The sequence below is a fragment of the Tomitella cavernea genome (assembly GCF_016599145.1).
GTDB classification, from domain to species: Bacteria; Actinomycetota; Actinomycetes; order Mycobacteriales; family Mycobacteriaceae; genus Tomitella; species Tomitella cavernae.
The window spans coordinates 26,786-42,425 of sequence record NZ_JAENKO010000028.1; the positions used below are offsets into that span (position 1 = coordinate 26,786).

Genomic DNA, 15,640 nt, shown 5'->3' on the forward strand with positions numbered 1-15,640 from the left:
CGAAGCACGCGTGAGGTGACGATGCGCCCCGACCTTTCCGGCATCCCCGAGATCGACATCAACCTCGCCACGCGCGTCGCCGCCGGGGACGCGCTGGTGCGCGCGGCCGAGATGTTCGGCTCACGCACCGCGATCGTGGACGGCGATACCACCGTCACCTATCGCGGGCTCGACGCGGAGTCCGACGCGCTCGGGCACGCGCTTCTCGCCGGCGGAGCGCGCCGCCAGGAGCCCGTCGCGATGCTCATGCGCAACTCGTGGCGCATGGTCGCCTCGTATTTCGCGTGCGCCAAATCGGCGCTGGTGGCGCTACCCGTCAACATCGCACTCTCCCCGGATGACATCGCCTGGATCCTCGCGGACTCGGGCTGCCGCACCGTCATCGTCGACGACGACGCGCTGCCCCTGCTGCACGACTTCCTGCCGCACGCGCCCACGGGGCTCCGGATCATCGTCGCCGGCGCCGGCCTGCCCCCGGACGTCGAACATCACCGCGTCGAAGCATGGGACGACGTGGTCGCGGGTGCGCCGGCCGGCCCGGTGGAGGTTCCGGTCGACGACAGGGACACCGTGCAGTGCCTGTACACATCGGGCACCACGTCGCGGCCGAAGGGCGTGCTCACCAGCCACGTCGCGGTGGTCATCGGAGCCATGACCAACGCGATGCAGATCGGCCATCAGTGGGGGGATTCCCCGTCGACGCTGCTCAACGTGCTGCCGATGTTCCACACGACAGCGCTCAACACCCTGGTCATCCCGGTGCTGTTCACCGGCGGAACCGTCGTGCTGCACGCGCAGTTCGACCCGTCCGCAGTCCTTGCCGACATCGAACGCCACGCCGTCACCCACACGATGGGCCTGCCGATGATGTACCGCGCGATGGTCACGGCGCGCGGGGACGCAGGCCCCATCCGCACATTGCGCACCGCCGTATACGCGATGGCGCCTATGCCCGCGGATCTGCTCGGCGACGTCGAGGCGCTGTTCCCGTCGGCTTCGGTGATCCTGGGCTCCGGGCAGACTGAGGTCGTGCCCGCCACGGTGCTGCAATGGCCCGCCCACCAGCGCACCAAACCGGCCTCCTGGGGGCCTGCGGTGCCCACCGTCCGGACGGCGATCCTCGGCCCCGGCGGCGACTCCCTGCGCCCCGGGGACAGCGGGGAGATCGCCTATCGCGGCCCGCATGTGATGTCCGGATACTGGAACAACGGCCCCGCCAACCGCGAGGCGTTCGCGCACGGATGGTTCCACAGCGGCGACATCGGCAACCTCGACGACGAGGGCGTCGTGTGGTTCACCGACCGGCTCAAGGACATCATCAAGACCGGCGGCGAGAACGTCTCCTCCGTGGACGTGGAGCGTGTGGTGGCCGCCGTCCCCGGCGTCGCCGAGTGCACCGTCATCGGCGTTCCGGACGACCACTGGGGCGAGGCCGTGTGCGCCGTCGTGGTGGCCACCGACCAGGCCACCGACCAGGCCACCGACCAGGCCACCGCCGACGACCTGGCCGAGCGGGTGCGCTCCCACACCCGTGCGCACCTCGCCCCGTTCCAGGTGCCCAAACGCGTCATCCTCGTCGACGCACTCCCGAAGACCGCCACCGGCAAGGTCCGCAAGCACACCGTGCGCGCCGGAATCCACCGGCCTCGAACGCCCTGAACTCCCTGACCCGAAGTCGCACCCCCACCACCGATGACCTCCAGGAGCAGCACCGTGAATCAGCAACCGCAACCGTTCTTCCCCGTCCCCCGCGAGGCGGAGCTGCCGTCGGGCCTGCAGAAGCTCTTCGGCAAGGCCCGCGAGCAGATCGGCTTCCTGCCCAACGTCTTCCTGGCCTACGCGCGACGACCGGAACGGTTCTCCGCCTGGTTCAATCACTTCCGCGAGGTGACAGCCCCCACGGAGACGCTCGACGCGGCCGACAGGGAGATGATCGCCGTGGTGGTGTCCAACATCAACCATTGCACCTACTGCATGGTCTCGCACGGCTACTCGCTTGCGGAGGCGCTGGGCGACCGCGCGCAGGCGGACCTGATCTCGATCAACTGGCGGCACGCCGGGCTGGACCCGCGCCGGCACGCCATCTGCGCCTACGCGGAGAAGCTCACCACCTCGCCGGACATGGTCGAGAAGCAGGACCTCGAAGACCTGCGCACGGCCGGCCTGACCGACGACGACATCTGGGACGTCGTCGAGATCGCGGCGATGTACAACTTCACCAACCGGGTCTCGTCGGCCATGGGCCACCGCCCCAACCCTGAGTACCACCGCCGGCCGCCCGCCCACGGCCAATGACCCGGCCTGCCGGTTCGCCGCAGGTGGGGCCCGACACCTCGCTAGTATGTGCGGAATGGATTCCGTCGACGAGGCCATCGTCTGGTTCAACGACAAGTACGGCTATGTGCTGATCGTCCTGTTGGTCGGCGCCGGACTGTACTTCGGCGCCCGCACGGCCGTCGTGCAGCTCCGCATGCTCCCCGAGATGGCGCGGACGCTGCGTGAACGGCCCGCCCGCGCGCAGGGCGACACCGGCCCCGGCGCCATCTCCGCGTTCCGCGCGTTCTGCATCTCCGCCGCGTCCCGCGTGGGCACCGGCAATGTCGCCGGTGTGGCCGTCGCCATCACCGTCGGCGGCCCGGGCGCGGTGTTCTGGATGTGGCTGCTGGCCGTCATCGGCGGTGCCACCGCTTTCGTCGAATCCACGCTGGGCCAGCTCTACAAGGTGCGCGACGGCCGCGACTACCGCGGCGGCCCCGCCTACTACCTCAGCCGTGGCATCAAGAACCGCAAGGTCGGCCTGGCGATGGCGTTCCTGTTCGCCGTCGCGATCACCTTCACCTACGGATTCGTGTTCAATGCCGTGCAGTCGAACTCCATCACCAGCGCATTCGAGCTGGCCGTCGGATCGGATGCCGACTGGATGCCGGCCGCCATAGGCGTCGCGCTCGCCGTCCTGGCCGGCCTGGTCATTTTCGGCGGAGTGCACCGCATCTCCGGCGTCTCCCAGATCGTCGTGCCCGTGATGGCGGTGCTGTACGTGGGGATCGCGCTGTTCGTCATCGTCACCAACCTGCCACACATCCCCACGGTGATCACCGACATCGTCGAGTCGGCGTTCGGCATCCGCCAGTTCGCGGGGGCCGGCATCTGGGCGGCGATGATGCAGGGCATGCGGCGCGGGCTGTTCTCCAACGAGGCGGGCATGGGCTCCACCCCCAACGCGGCCGCCACCGCGGCCGTATCCCACCCCGTCAAGCAGGGCCTGGTCCAGACCCTCGGCGTCTACTTCGACACCCTCGTGGTGTGCTCGGCCACCGCGTTCATCATCCTGCTGTCCAATCCCGACCTCGGCAGCGACATCGAAGGCGTCCAGCTCACCCAGACCGCGCTCCAGGAGCACATGGGCGGCTGGGCCGCGCCCGTCCTCGCCGTGATCCTGTTCTTCCTCGCCTTCAGCTCCATCATCGGCAACTACTACTACGGCGAGACCAACATCGCGTTCTTCACCCGGAGCAAGGGGGTGCTGCTCGTCTTCCGCGTCCTCGTCGTCCGATTCGTCTTCTTCGGCGCCATCGCACAGGTGAGCCTGGTGTGGAACCTCGCCGACGTGTTCTCGTCGCTCATGGCCACGATCAACATCCTCGGGCTCTTCGCCATCGGAGGGGTCGCCGTCGTCCTGCTACGCCACTACAGGCAGCAGAAGTCCCGCGGGCTCGATCCGGTGTTCCACCGCGATGACGTCCCCGGGCTGCGGAACGTCGAATGCTGGGACGGCACCGACCTGGAGACCGTCCGCGAGCCCGTCGATGCCCGGTAACCCGGCGCAGTACGCCGCGGGGCCGGACGGCGTCCCCGACACCTACCTCGTGATCGGCCGCGACATCGACGTGGAGACGGAGGTGCAGCGTTCACGGTTCCTCGCGCGCCTGCGCAGGGTCGAGGACGAGGAGGCCGCACGGGCGGTCATCGCCCAGGCCCGCCGCGAGCACCGCGCCGCCCGCCACCACTGCACCGCCTTCGTGATCGGCCCGCGCGGGCGCCTGCAGCGGTCGAACGACGACGGCGAGCCCGCGGGCACCGCCGGCGCGCCGATGCTCGAGACGCTGTGCGGACGCGGAGTGAGCGACGTGGTGGCGGTGGTCACCCGCTACTTCGGCGGCATCAGGCTGGGCACCGGCGGCCTGGTCCGCGCATACGGCGACGCGGTGACGGCGGCCCTCGGCGCCGCAGGCACCCGCACCCGCATGCGCGTGGAGTACCGGACCGCGACCGTGACGGCCGCCGACGCCGGCCGGCTCGAGAACGAGCTGCGCGCCGACGGGCTGCACATCGCGGCCGTCGACTACGGAGTGGGCTTCGGCGGCGCGGGCGCCGCCGTCACCGTCGCCGTGCCCGCCGACGACCCGTCCGGGTTCGACGAGTTGATCGCGTCCCGCACCGGCGGCAGGGCCGCGGTGGAGCCGGCCGGCCACGGTTGGGTCGACCGCGACGGGTGATCAGCGCAGCCCGGACCGCACCAACCCGGATCGCACCAACCCGGATCGCAGCGCCTCCGCCGCGAACTCGGCACGCCCCATCGCGCCCGCGCCGGCGCGCAACCGGCCGAGCACCGGAACGCCGGTCTGGGCGGGTAGGTCACGAAGATTGCACCGCATGGGCAGGTCGGGGGCATCCGGCCAGGAACCGATCACCAGCCCCGCACACGGCACATCCGCCTCGTGCAGCGCACGTACCGTGAGGTCGGCGTGATTGAGCGCCCCCAATGCCGGGTCGACCACCACCACGGCGGCGGTATCAGTGGCGAGGCCGGTTTCTATGACGCCCGCCGCCACGTCGGCAAGCGTGAACCCGCCCTCGCCGAGACGCACCAGCACTCCGCCAGCCCCTTCGACCAGCACGTGGTCGTGCACGGCGGCGAGCTCCCGCACGGCGTCCACGACGTCCGCGCACCGCAGCAGCGGCATTCCGGCCCGGCGCGCGGCGGTGTCGGGCGCCAGCGGCTCCGGATACCGCGCCAGCTCCACCGTGGTCACCGCGCCTGCCAGGCGGAAGACGTCCGCGAGGTCCCCGGGCTCCTCCGGCGACAGCCCCGTCTGCGCCGGCTTGCACACTGCGACGCGCCCGGAACGCGCGAGGACCGACGCGAGCGCCGCGGTGACGACCGTCTTGCCGACACCGGTGGACGTGCCCGTGACGAACCGGATGCTCACGCGGCCGCCCCCTCTGCGACGGCCCCCAGCACGTCGCGCGCTATGGCCATGTCTTCATCGGTGAGGTCGGCCCGCGCCGTCAGGCGCAGCCGCGAGGTCCCCGCCGGCACCGAGGGCGGCCGGAAACAGCCGACGCGCAGCCCCCTGACGGCACACCAGCGTGCGGCGTCGACGGCCCGCTGCGGGCCGCCGAGCACGAGCGAGACCACCGCCGACTCCGGGCGGGCCCCGCCGCAGATCCGCGCCAGCTCGTGCGCCCGATCCAGCACCGCCGCAGCGCGCCCGGGTTCGCGGCGCAGCACCGCGAGCGCCGCCCGCGCCGATCCGGCCGACGCCGGCGCCAGGCCGGTGTCGAAGATGAACGAGCGCGCCACGTCGATGAGGTGCTCCCGCACCCGCGGATCGGCGAGCACCACGCCGCCCTGGCCGCCGAGCGATTTCGACAGGGTCGCGGTGACGACGACGTCCGAGGCGCCGGCGAGCCCCAGTTCGTGCACCAGCCCGCGGCCGCCCTCACCGCGCACACCCAGCCCGTGCGCCTCGTCGACCAGCAGCACCGCGCCCCGCCGCCGGCAGGCCCCGTGCAGGGCGCGCAGCGGCGCCAGGTCGCCGTCGGCGCTGAACACGGAGTCGGTGATGACGAGCGCCCGGTCCTCGGCGCGGACGGCCAGTGCCCGCTCGACCGCGTCGACGTCGCCGTGCGGTGCCACCGCCACGCGGGCGCGGGAGAGCCGGCAGGCGTCGACCAGCGACGCGTGGCTGCCGGCGTCGGACACGATGAGCGCGCCCCTTCCCGCCAGCGCGGTCACCGCGCCGATGTTGGCCGTGTAGCCCGAGGAGAAGACCAGACCGGAGCCGGCGCCGACGAACGCCGCGAGCTCGCGTTCGAGCGCCGCGTGCTCCTCGGTGGTGCCGGTGACGAGGCGCGAACCGGTGGACCCGGTGCCCCAGCGCCGCGCCGCGTCGACCGCGCCCGCGATCACCTCGGGGTGGGCGCCCAAGCCCAGGTAGTCGTTGGAGGAGAGGTCGATTGCGCCGCGGCCCTCGCCGGGCGCACCCGCCACCCGGGGCGCGAGCTCCCGGTGCAGGCCGGCGGCCCTACGCTCCGCCGAGGCCTCGTCGAGCCAGGCGAGCGGGTCATGCACGTGCGTCTCGGTGGGCATGGACCCACCGTACACAAATTGAACGCAGTTCAAGTCGCTGGGTGTACTGCACAGATGTCCGATTCAGCCCGACATGTCCCCCAGCGCCTGGCTCGCCGCGGCCGCCACCATCGCGCCGGTGACCGTCGCCAGGTCTTCGGGCGTGCTGATGTACGGCGGCATCGCGTAGATCAGCGTCCGGAACGGCCGCAGCCACGCCCCCGCGTCCACCGCGGCGTCCGTCGCCGAGGCCATGTCCACAGGCGAATCGAGCTCGATGACGCCGATCCCGCCGAGAACGCGCACGTCGACGACGTTCGGCAGGTCCCACGCCGGGGCCAGCCCCGCGGTGAGCCCGTCCGCCAGGTCGGCCACCTCCGTCTCCCAATCCCGCGAGAGAAGCAGCTCCAGCGACGCCGCACCCGCCGCGCACGCCAGCGGGTTGGCCATGAACGTGGGCCCGTGCATGAGCCCGCCCGCCTCGCCCACGCTGATGGCACGCGCCAGCTCCGGCGTGCACAACGTGGCCGCCAGCGTCATGTATCCCCCGGTGAGAGCCTTTCCGACGCACATGATGTCCGGGCGCACGTCGGCATGGTCGGCCGCGAACATGCGGCCGGTACGGCCGAACCCGGTGGCGATCTCGTCGAAGATCAGCAGCACGCCGTGGCGGTCGCAGGCGTCGCGCAGCGCCTGCAGGTACTGCGGGTCGTGGAAGCGCATGCCCCCGGCGCCCTGCACCACCGGTTCGACGATCACCGCCGCCGTCTCGTCCGCCTGCGCCGACAGCAGCAGCTCCAGGTTCAGCACGTAGTCCGGGTCGTAGTCGCGCGGTGGCATCGGGGCGAAGATCTGCCGCGGCAACACGTCCGACCACAAGGAGTGCATCCCGCCGTCCGGGTCGCACACGCTCATCGGACCCATCGTGTCGCCGTGGTATCCGCCCCGCCAGGTGAGCAGCCGGCGCTTGCCCGGCCGCCCTTTGGACCGCCAGTACTGGATGGCCATCTTCATCGCCACCTCCACGGACACCGAGCCGGAGTCCGCGAAGAAGACCTGCTCGAGACCGTCGGGAGTGACGTCGGTGAGCAGTCGCGCGAGCCGGGCCGCCGGTTCGTGGGTGAGCCCGCCGAACATCACATGGCTCATCCGGCCGAGCTGCTCGCGCACGGCCGCATCGAGAACCGGGTGCCGGTAACCGTGGATGGCCGCCCACCACGAGCCCATCCCGTCGACCAGCTCCCGGCCGTCGGCGAGACGCAGGCGGGTGCCCGCCGCGCTGTCCACCACCAGCGACGGCGTCGACGGCGGGAACGCGCCGTAGGGATGCCAGATGTGTTCCGCGTCGATCTCGGTAATCTGCCGGGTGGTCAGTTCCGTCCGGGCCGCAATGCGCTCGTCTGTCACAGCGACGACCCTAGCCACCGGCCGGCGCGCCGCGCGTCCCGGCTGACGCGACCTGCTTTCCCGCTGTCCGGGATGCCGGCGCCAATGGCGCCCGCGCGCGTGGCGAACTGGAGGGCATGACCGATACCGACACGGCGACCGTGATCCGCGACCTCTCCGCCCGCCTGGCCGTCCTCGAGGACCGTCAGGCGATCGTGGACCTGATGACCTCCTACGGCCCCGCCATCGACTCCGGCTGCGAAGAGGCGGTGGCGCGCGTGTGGACCGAGGACGGCGTCTACGACGTCGACACCGGCATCATGCGCGGCCACGCGGAGATCACGGCGATGGTCCGCGGCCAGAACCACCAGGGGTTCATCACGAACGGCTGCGCGCACGTGCTCGAGCCGGGCAACGTGATCGTCGACGGCGACACCGCGGTGGCGACCTGCAAATCGCTGCTGATCCTGGCCCGGCCCGACAAGTCGGTGTTCACCGTGCTGCGGGCCACCGCGAACCGCTGGGAACTGGTCAAGACCGCCGACGGCGAGTGGAAGTGCACCCGCCGCACCAGCCGGGTCCTCGACGGCCGCGACGAGGCGCCCCGCGTGCTGGCCGAGGGCGTGCCCGGCCCCGACGGCACCCTCGAGCATGGCGCGGGCGCCGGCACCGTCGGAAGGGCGTGACGATGAGCGGAACCGCTCCCGATTCCCCGGACACGTCGCCGATCTTCCGCCCGCTGAGCATCCGCTCGCTGGAGCTGAAGAACCGTCTGGTCATGTCGCCGATGACCCGCTCGCACTCCCCGAACGGCGTGCCCGGCGCCGACGTGGCCGACTACTACCGCAAACGCGCCGAGGGCGGCACCGGCCTGCTCATCACCGAGGGCGTCACCATCGACCACCCCGCCGCCGTGGAGAACCCGTCGGTCCCCCACATGTTCGGCGACGAGGCGCTGGCCGGCTGGCGGCGCGTGACGGACGACGTCCACGCCGCGGGCGGCAAGATCATCCCGCAGCTGTGGCACGTGGGCCCGCTGTGGGGCGCGATGGGCCGACCCGACCCCGCGATCAAGCCGATGCGCCCGTCCGGCCTGTGGGGCACGCCCGGCGTCACCTCGTACCCGGAGAAGCTCGTCGCCCGCTACTCCCCCGCCACCGAACCGATGACGGCGCAGGACATCGACGACGTGCTGTCCGCGTACGTGCGCTCGGCGCGCAACGCGGTGGACGCGGGCTTCGACGGCATCGCCATCCACGGCGGCCACGGCTACCTGCTCGACGCGTTCATGTGGGCCGACACCAACCGGCGCACCGACGAGTGGGGCGGCAGCCTCGCGGCGCGCGCCGCATTCCCTGCCGCCGTCGTCGCGGCGATCCGCGCGGAGATCGGCGACGAGCTGCCGATCTTCTACCGCTTCTCCCAGCACAAGCAGCAGGACTACAAGGCCCGCATCGCCGACACGCCTGAAGAGCTCAAGGTGCTGCTGGGCACGCTGGTCGACGCGGGCGCGGACGTGCTCGACGCCTCCATCCGGCGCTTCGACGCCCCCGTCTTCGACGGCGACCCGTGCTCGCTCGCCGGATGGGCGAAGAGGCTCACCGGCGCCCGCACCATGGCCGTCGGCAGCTTCGGGCTGGGCAAGACGCTGCGCGAGGGACGCAGCGCCGGCACCATCCCCAGCGAGGACAACCGCGAAGAGCTGCACCGGCGCCTCACCGACGAGGAGTTCGACCTGATCGCGGTGGGCCGGCTGCACCTGGCCGACCCGGATCTGGCGCAGCACCTCTACGAGGGCGGACCGCTGCCGGAGTTCGACCGTGACAAGCACGAGCGAGTCCTGCACTGATCCGGGACCCGAATCGACGCGCCGCCGCGCCGTCCGCCCCCTCTGTCACTGCAGTTCAATACCAGTGGGACGGCGGGGTGGGCGCGGGCGGCGCTTCCCGATAGTTTGGTCTCTGTCATCGTTGTTGACCCACATTCGCGACCGCGAGGAGACGCACCGGTCGCAAGGAAGGCAGAGCATGAGCAGAAACGAGGGACGGTTCGCGGGGAAGGTCGCATTCATCACCGGCACGGCGCGAGGTCAGGGCCGGGCGGAGGCGGTGAAGTTCGCGAACGAGGGCGCGGACATCATCGCCGTCGACGTGTGCGCCGAGTTCCGATCGACGCCCTACCCGGGTGCAAGCAGGGCCGACCTGGACGAGACCGTCCGCCTGGTCGAGGAGGCCGGCGGGAAGATCGTCGCCAAGGTCGCCGACGTGCGCGACTTCGACGGGCTGTCCGCGGCGCTGCAGGAGGGCCTCGACGCGTTCGGGCGGCTCGACGTCGTCATCGCCAACGCGGGCATCTGCTCCGGGCGCATGAGCTGGGAGGTCTCGGCCGAGGACTGGAAGGAGACCGTCGACGTCAACCTGACGGGCACCTTCAACACGGCCAAGGCGGCCATCCCCTACCTGATCGACCAGGGCGAGGGCGGCGCGATCGTGTTCACCAGCTCCGTGTCCGGGCTCAAGGGCACACCGTTCACCGGGCACTACACGGCGACCAAGCACGGCATCACCGGGCTGGCCAGGACGATGGCGAACGAGCTGGGCGAGCACAAGATCCGCGTCAACACGATTCATCCTGCCGGCGTGGAGACCGGGATGAACATGTCCTCGGACATGGGGCCGCTGTTCGCGAAGCACGCCCACACCCTGGCGCCGATCTTCATGAACTCGCTGCCCTACGCGATCTCGCAGCCAGAGGAGATCGCGGACGTCGTCGCATGGGTGTGCTCCGACGAGGCCAAGTACATGACCGGCGTGCAGGTTCCCATCGACATCGGCAACCTCAACCGCTGACCTGGACGCGGGGTCGCATGCAGCGCGCATGCGACCCCGCCCCATCCGGCTACCCGACCGTGATGGGCTGCTCCATTCCCAGCATGTAGTGGGGTTTTCCTGTGGACGGATCGACCACGAAGCACACGAGCAGATAGTCTCCCGCGTCAAGCTTCAGCGTGGTCTGCTGCTGCACATCCGGCGCTGCCGCAGCGACGCCGCCGTAGGTCTTATAGGGCGACGGCCCCGGCGAGGCGCCCTCCGGCGCCGACAGCGCCGCCCGCACGTCGTCCATCGTCTTGCCGTCGGCGGGCGCCAGGACGGCCAGCTCGTGCGGCTGGTCGCCTTCGTTGACCACTGTGATCGGCTTGTTCCAGTCGATCGACGACGGTTCCGAGAACTTGAAGTCGGTCATCTTCACGGTGGCGTCGGTCTTCGGCCACCCGTCGCTCTGCGCCGTGGCCCCCGTCGTGAAGTGCGCGATCATCCCCAGCGCGTAATGAGGCTTGCCGCCGGGCCCGGGGATCTGGCAGATCACCATGTAAGTGGCGCCGGGGTCAAGGTGCACGACCACACTGGACTCGTCGCCGGGCATGACCGCGTTGGGTCCGCCTGCAAAGTCCGCCAGAGGCATCACCGCCCCGACCCCCGCCGGTGAGGCGAGCGCGGCGGTGAACTGCGGGACCGTCACGCCTGAATGCAGCTTCAGCAATTGCGCCTGGTGCGGCATCATCGTGTCGTTGTTCTTCAGCGTGACCATGACCGTCCCCGCGGGGGCCTCCGTGGACGGCAGAGTGTACGACATGGCGCCGCCCGCAGTGGTCGCATCGGCGTCGATTTCGAAGCGCGGCAACGAGTCCGCCGACACGGCGTCCGCCGCGCCGGCACCACCCTCCCCCGCGGTACCGGTGGCAGTGGCCGCCGCGGCGCCGGACGCGCCCCCGCCGGCATCGCTGCTGCACGCGACCAGAAGTCCGGCCGCGGCCAGCAGGCTGCAGCTCGCCAGCGCGGCCCGCCTACCGGGGTGCCGCCGACGCTGCACCCGGCCATGCTGCAACGCTTGTGTTTTCCGCCCTGGTTCCCGCATTCCCCATCGCACCGACAGCATTCTCCGTCATCCCCTCATCGGGCAGCCTGCTCCCCATCGGATACCCACGTCATGATCATGGCACGCGCCGCGCCGATGGCAACGACCGAGCACGGAGCGCGCTCCGAAGTGTTCCGCCCCTGGCCGACGGCCGGGGCCGATCTGATGTCATCCGAGAAGGCGGCGGTGCAGATCCACCGCCCTTACTGAGACGATTCCGCATTACGGGGACATTCCCGCTTCACGGGGACGGCCGCCACCGGGCAGCTTCGGCAGCCTGGACGGCGTTCTTCATAACTTGTAACGATACTCCCGCCGCCACCCGCGCTCAAGAGGACGAATTGCCGTCCGCCCACACCGGATCGCGCTCCGTCGAGCTGCCGCGCAGCAGCACGAGCACCGCCGCCGCCGCGCACGCCAGCAGCACCGCGGTGGACCCCGCCGCCACGTGCATGCCGTTCACGAAGGCGTGCCGGGCCGAGTCGAGCAGCGCGTCGCCCTGCGGCCCGCCGAGTTCACCGGCCACGCGCACCGCGCCGCCGAGCGTGTCCCGCACCGCGGCCCCCTGCCCCGTGGCGAGCCCGGCCACGTCGACGCCCGCCCGGTAGATGCCCATCACCACGCTGCCGAGCACCGCGACCCCCGCCGCGACGCCGAGCTCGTACGATGTTTCGGAGATCCCCGAGGCCGCCCCCGCACGCTCCGGCTCGACCACGTCGACCACGACGGCAGAGGTGAGCGTGAGCCCCAGACCGCTGCCGAGCCCCACCACGACGAAACCCACGACGAACACGAGCGCCCGGCCGTCGACGCCCAGCGCCATGAGCAGGACCCCGCCGGCGGCGGCGAACAGGATCGACCCTGCCAGCGCCCGACGCACCCCGATCCGGCGCGCCACCGCTGCGGCGAGCAGCGCCGCCACCATGCTCGCCGCGGTGCCGGGGGCCGCGAGCAGCCCCGCCTCCAACGGCGAGTACCCGAGCACCATCTGCAGGTACTGGGTGCCGAAGAACAGCACTCCGGCGAGCCCGAACACGGACAGCAGGTTCGTGAGGATAGCCGTGGAGAACACCGGATTGCGGAACAGGCGCACGTCGATCATCGGGTCGGCGGCGCGGCGCTGCCGGGACACGAACGCCCACCCGCACAGAACGCCCGCCACGACGAGGGCGCCGGTGCGTGCGCTCAGCCCGTGCGACGCGGCGTCCTTCAGCGCGTAGATCAGCGGCACCAGGGCGCCCGCGGACAGCAGCACCCCGGGAAGATCGAACCGGCCGGGGTGCGGATCCCGCGACTCGCGCAGCACGAACGGCATGGCGACGAGCATGACAAGGAGGACCGGGACAGCGACGAGGAACACCGAGCCCCACCAGAAATGTTCCAGCAGCCATCCGCCCACGAGCGGTCCGCCGGCCGCACCCCCTCCCCACATCGCACCCCACACGCCGATGGCCGTGGCCCGCTGGCGGCCGTCGAGGAAGGTCGCGCGGATGATCCCGAGCGTCGACGGCATGAGCATCGCCCCGAACAGGCCCTGCAGCACACGGGCGGCGATGAGCATCGCGGGCGATACGGAGAACGCCGCGAGCACCGACGCCGCGCCGAAGCCCGCGACGCCGAGCATGAGCAGCCGGCGGCGCCCCACCCTGTCCGCCAGCACCCCCATCGTCACCAGCAGTGCGGCGAGGACGAACGAATAGATGTCGATGATCCACAGCAACTGTGCCGTGGACGGTTCCAGGTGCTCCGATATGGACGGCACGGCCAGGTCCAGCACCGTGGCGTCGATGGCGATGATGAGCACCGCCCCGCACAGCACAGCCAGGCCGATCCAATCGCGCACGCCGGCCCGCGTCGATCCGCGTTCGACCATCGCCGTCGACATTTCCCCTACCTTCGACTCCCCGCCGCGCGCCGTGTGCGGCGCTCGCGACCTCAAAACCGTCCGGACGGTACAGAGAATAGCAGTGTACCGTCCGGACGGTATAGCCCTGTGTAGGGTGATGCGCATGACCACGCGGCAGTCCACTCCCGACAGGATCCTCGACGCGCTGGAACGCGTCCTGCTGCGCGAGGGGCCCGGAGCGGCGACTCTCGAGGCCGTCGCGGCGGACGCCGGCGTGTCCAAAGGCGGACTTCTGTACCACTTCCCCACCAAAGAGGCGATGCTCGCGGCAATGGTCCGGCGCCTCGGCGCACGTTCCGACGCGGAGCTGGACGCCGCCGTGGCCGGCGGGACCACCGTCGCGGAGTTCTACCTGCAGGCCCTGGACGACGATTCGTTCAGCGACAAGCCGCTATACCAGTCGGCAATCGCGGCGCTGCGCGGCCTCGACGGGCGGCACGAGGTCGTCCAGGCCGCGATGACCGAGGTGCTGCGCGGTTGGGATGCGGGGCTGCAGAAGGAGTTCGACGACCCGGTGGATGCGGAGATCGTCCGCCTCGTCGGGGACGGCATCCTCCTGGCCGCACTGCTGGACCTGCCGGGGCCGGACCCCGACCTGCACGCACGGGTGGTGGCGCGGCTCCTCGGCCGCGCATGATCCGCCAAACCGGCCCGTCAGGTCCAACCCCGGCCCGTTCGGGTGGCCGTCAGGTCAGGTAACGGTACGCCGGCGACCCCGGCACCAGCCGGTCCACCTGCATCGCCGACGCCTCCATGCGCGCCAGCAGCGCGGCCAGGGCCTCGCGCTCGCCCAGCTCGACGCCGACGAGCGCCTCGCCGGTCTCCCTGTTGTTGCGCTTGACGTACTCGAACAGCGTGATGTCGTCGTCCGGTCCCAGGACCTCGTCCAGGAACCGGCGCAGCGCACCCGGCTCCTGCGGGAAGTCGACCAGGAAGTAATGCTTGAGCCCCAGGTGCACCAACGAACGTTCGAGGATCTCCCCGTAGCGCGAGACATCGTTGTTGCCCCCGCTGATCACGCACACCACGGTGGAGCCCGGCTCCATTCGCATCTGCTCGAGCGCCGTCACTGCCAGCGCCCCGGCAGGCTCGGCGATGACGCCCTCGGTCTGGTAGAGGTCCAGCATCGCGGTGCATACCGCACCCTCGTCCACCTGCAGCATGGCGATCCCGCCGCCGTCGGCACGCGGGACGGTGGTCGTGACCATGGGCAGCGACGCGTGCGTCACCACCTGCGCGCCGGCGGCCAGCAGCACGTCGTAGGGCAACGCCCCCACCCGCCGGACCGCGGCACCGTCGACGAACGGGTCCACCTCGGACAGCGTGACAGGCCCGCCGGCGGCGAGCGCCGCCGTCATCGAGGCCGCGCCCGCCGGCTCCACACCCGCCACGTACACGCCGGGGGCCTGGTCGTGCAGGTAGGTCACCAGCCCCGCCATGAGCCCGCCGCCGCCCACGGGGACCACCACCGTGTCCGGCGCCCCGCCGAGCTGCTCGATGACCTCCGCCGCCACCGTGCCCTGGCCTGCGATGGTGCGAGGGTCGTCGAACGGGGGGACGATCGTCGCGCCGGTGCGCTCCGCGTCCGCCTGGGCCGCGGCCGACGCGGCGTCGAACGTGGTCCCGGTGACCACCAGCTCCACGTACTCGCCGCCGTGGGCGCGGATGCGGTCGCGCTTCTGCTTGGGGGTGTTCGTCGGCACGTAGATTCGTCCGTGGATGCCCAGCGACCGGCAGGCATACGCGACGCCCTGCGCGTGGTTGCCCGCGCTCGCCGCCGCCACGCCCGCGGCACGCTCGTCGTCGGTGAGCTGCACCATCAGGTTGAACGCGCCGCGGATCTTGTAGGACCGGACCCCCTGCAGGTCCTCACGCTTGAGGAACACGCGCGCTCCGGTGGCCGCCGACAGCCGCTCGCAGTACTGCAGCGGCGTGCGCACGACGACGTCGGCGATGCGCGCAGCGGCCGCGTCGATGTCGCCCGCCGTGGGCAGCCCGCCCCGCCCGTCGCGCACCCCGGAACCTGCCTGCGTCTGCTCGTTGGTCGTCACAACCCCCGATTGTCGCACCACCCGCGGACG

Annotated in this window: 14 protein-coding genes; 8 read left to right on the forward strand and 6 right to left on the reverse strand. The window is 71.3% G+C overall.

Going from position 1 to position 15,640, the window contains the following annotated elements:
* The first annotated feature begins 21 nt into the window (after window positions 1-21).
* The 4 genes from JJ683_RS11155 to JJ683_RS11170 are packed head-to-tail and all read left to right on the forward strand — an operon-like array spanning window position 22 to window position 4,496.
* Window positions 22-1,659: a class I adenylate-forming enzyme family protein gene (locus JJ683_RS11155; protein ID WP_200174151.1), complete on the forward strand. Its 1,638-nt coding sequence runs from the start codon at window positions 22-24 to the stop codon at window positions 1,657-1,659.
* A gap of 54 nt (window positions 1,660-1,713) precedes the next feature.
* A complete protein-coding gene (locus JJ683_RS11160; RefSeq protein ID WP_307810863.1) occupies window positions 1,714-2,295 on the forward strand; it encodes a peroxidase-related enzyme in 582 nt (193 codons plus the stop codon).
* Between the two features lie 55 nt (window positions 2,296-2,350).
* Window positions 2,351-3,817 (forward strand): alanine/glycine:cation symporter family protein, encoded by a 1,467-nt coding sequence (locus JJ683_RS11165; protein WP_200174112.1) that lies wholly within the window; start codon window positions 2,351-2,353, stop codon window positions 3,815-3,817.
* Window positions 3,807-4,496, forward strand: a complete 690-nt coding sequence (locus tag JJ683_RS11170; protein WP_200174114.1) for an IMPACT family protein — start codon at window positions 3,807-3,809, stop codon at window positions 4,494-4,496. The genes JJ683_RS11165 and JJ683_RS11170 overlap by 11 nt, the downstream gene beginning before the upstream one ends.
* Here the strand turns inward: JJ683_RS11170 and bioD are convergent, their stop codons facing one another.
* The 3 genes from bioD to JJ683_RS11185 all read right to left on the reverse strand — a co-directional run bounded on the left by bioD (window position 4,497) and on the right by JJ683_RS11185 (window position 7,726).
* Window positions 4,497-5,210: a dethiobiotin synthase gene (gene bioD / locus JJ683_RS11175; protein WP_200174116.1), complete on the reverse strand. Its 714-nt coding sequence runs from the start codon at window positions 5,208-5,210 to the stop codon at window positions 4,497-4,499.
* The gene (locus tag JJ683_RS11180) at window positions 5,207-6,373 is read right to left on the reverse strand and encodes an 8-amino-7-oxononanoate synthase (protein ID WP_200174117.1); all 1,167 of its coding nucleotides are present in this window, start codon (window positions 6,371-6,373) and stop codon (window positions 5,207-5,209) included. Before JJ683_RS11180 ends, bioD begins: the two co-directional genes overlap by 4 nt.
* Before the next feature lie 63 nt (window positions 6,374-6,436).
* On the reverse strand, window positions 6,437-7,726 hold the full coding sequence (locus JJ683_RS11185; protein WP_200174152.1) for an adenosylmethionine--8-amino-7-oxononanoate transaminase: 1,290 nt from the start codon (window positions 7,724-7,726) through the stop codon (window positions 6,437-6,439).
* A gap of 149 nt (window positions 7,727-7,875) precedes the next feature.
* Here JJ683_RS11185 and JJ683_RS11190 point away from each other — a divergent pair, with 149 nt between their 5' ends.
* From JJ683_RS11190 to JJ683_RS11200, 3 genes are all read left to right on the forward strand, one after another.
* On the forward strand, window positions 7,876-8,424 hold the full coding sequence (locus tag JJ683_RS11190; protein ID WP_200174118.1) for a nuclear transport factor 2 family protein: 549 nt from the start codon (window positions 7,876-7,878) through the stop codon (window positions 8,422-8,424).
* A gap of 2 nt (window positions 8,425-8,426) precedes the next feature.
* On the forward strand, window positions 8,427-9,587 hold the full coding sequence (locus tag JJ683_RS11195) for an oxidoreductase (RefSeq protein WP_200174119.1): 1,161 nt from the start codon (window positions 8,427-8,429) through the stop codon (window positions 9,585-9,587).
* Window positions 9,588-9,765: 178 nt separating this feature from the next.
* The gene (locus JJ683_RS11200; RefSeq protein ID WP_200174120.1) at window positions 9,766-10,587 is read left to right on the forward strand and encodes a mycofactocin-coupled SDR family oxidoreductase; all 822 of its coding nucleotides are present in this window, start codon (window positions 9,766-9,768) and stop codon (window positions 10,585-10,587) included.
* 49 nt (window positions 10,588-10,636) lie between these two features.
* Here JJ683_RS11200 and JJ683_RS11205 read toward each other — a convergent pair whose 3' ends face one another.
* Both JJ683_RS11205 and JJ683_RS11210 read right to left on the reverse strand, forming a co-directional pair.
* Window positions 10,637-11,608 carry a cupredoxin domain-containing protein gene (locus JJ683_RS11205; RefSeq protein ID WP_200174121.1) on the reverse strand — a complete coding sequence of 324 codons (972 nt, stop codon included), beginning with the start codon at window positions 11,606-11,608 and terminating at the stop codon, window positions 10,637-10,639.
* A 373-nt stretch (window positions 11,609-11,981) separates the two neighbouring features.
* Window positions 11,982-13,538, reverse strand: coding sequence for an MFS transporter (locus JJ683_RS11210; protein ID WP_200174123.1), 1,557 nt, complete (start codon window positions 13,536-13,538; stop codon window positions 11,982-11,984).
* A gap of 124 nt (window positions 13,539-13,662) precedes the next feature.
* Between JJ683_RS11210 and JJ683_RS11215 the strand changes: the two genes are divergently transcribed.
* Window positions 13,663-14,196: a TetR/AcrR family transcriptional regulator gene (locus JJ683_RS11215; RefSeq protein ID WP_200174125.1), complete on the forward strand. Its 534-nt coding sequence runs from the start codon at window positions 13,663-13,665 to the stop codon at window positions 14,194-14,196.
* A gap of 49 nt (window positions 14,197-14,245) precedes the next feature.
* Here the strand turns inward: JJ683_RS11215 and ilvA are convergent, their stop codons facing one another.
* Entirely contained in the window at window positions 14,246-15,574 is a 1,329-nt protein-coding gene (ilvA, locus tag JJ683_RS11220) for a threonine ammonia-lyase IlvA (RefSeq protein ID WP_200174153.1), read from the reverse strand.
* Between the last annotated feature and the right edge of the window lie 66 nt (window positions 15,575-15,640).

Bases quoted from the DNA above. Each gene is read 5' to 3' on its own strand.
- JJ683_RS11200 (WP_200174120.1), top strand. From the start codon at position 9,766: ATGAGCAGAAACGAGGGACGGTTCGCGGGGAAGGTCGCATTCATCACC.
- JJ683_RS11215 (WP_200174125.1), top strand. From the start codon at position 13,663: ATGACCACGCGGCAGTCCACTCCCGACAGGATCCTCGACGCGCTGGAA.
- JJ683_RS11170 (WP_200174114.1), top strand. From the start codon at position 3,807: ATGCCCGGTAACCCGGCGCAGTACGCCGCGGGGCCGGACGGCGTCCCC.
- JJ683_RS11155 (WP_200174151.1), top strand. From the start codon at position 22: ATGCGCCCCGACCTTTCCGGCATCCCCGAGATCGACATCAACCTCGCC.
- JJ683_RS11190 (WP_200174118.1), top strand. From the start codon at position 7,876: ATGACCGATACCGACACGGCGACCGTGATCCGCGACCTCTCCGCCCGC.
- JJ683_RS11210 (WP_200174123.1), bottom strand. From the start codon at position 13,538: ATGTCGACGGCGATGGTCGAACGCGGATCGACGCGGGCCGGCGTGCGC.
- JJ683_RS11195 (WP_200174119.1), top strand. From the start codon at position 8,427: ATGAGCGGAACCGCTCCCGATTCCCCGGACACGTCGCCGATCTTCCGC.
- JJ683_RS11180 (WP_200174117.1), bottom strand. From the start codon at position 6,373: ATGCCCACCGAGACGCACGTGCATGACCCGCTCGCCTGGCTCGACGAG.
- JJ683_RS11165 (WP_200174112.1), top strand. From the start codon at position 2,351: ATGGATTCCGTCGACGAGGCCATCGTCTGGTTCAACGACAAGTACGGC.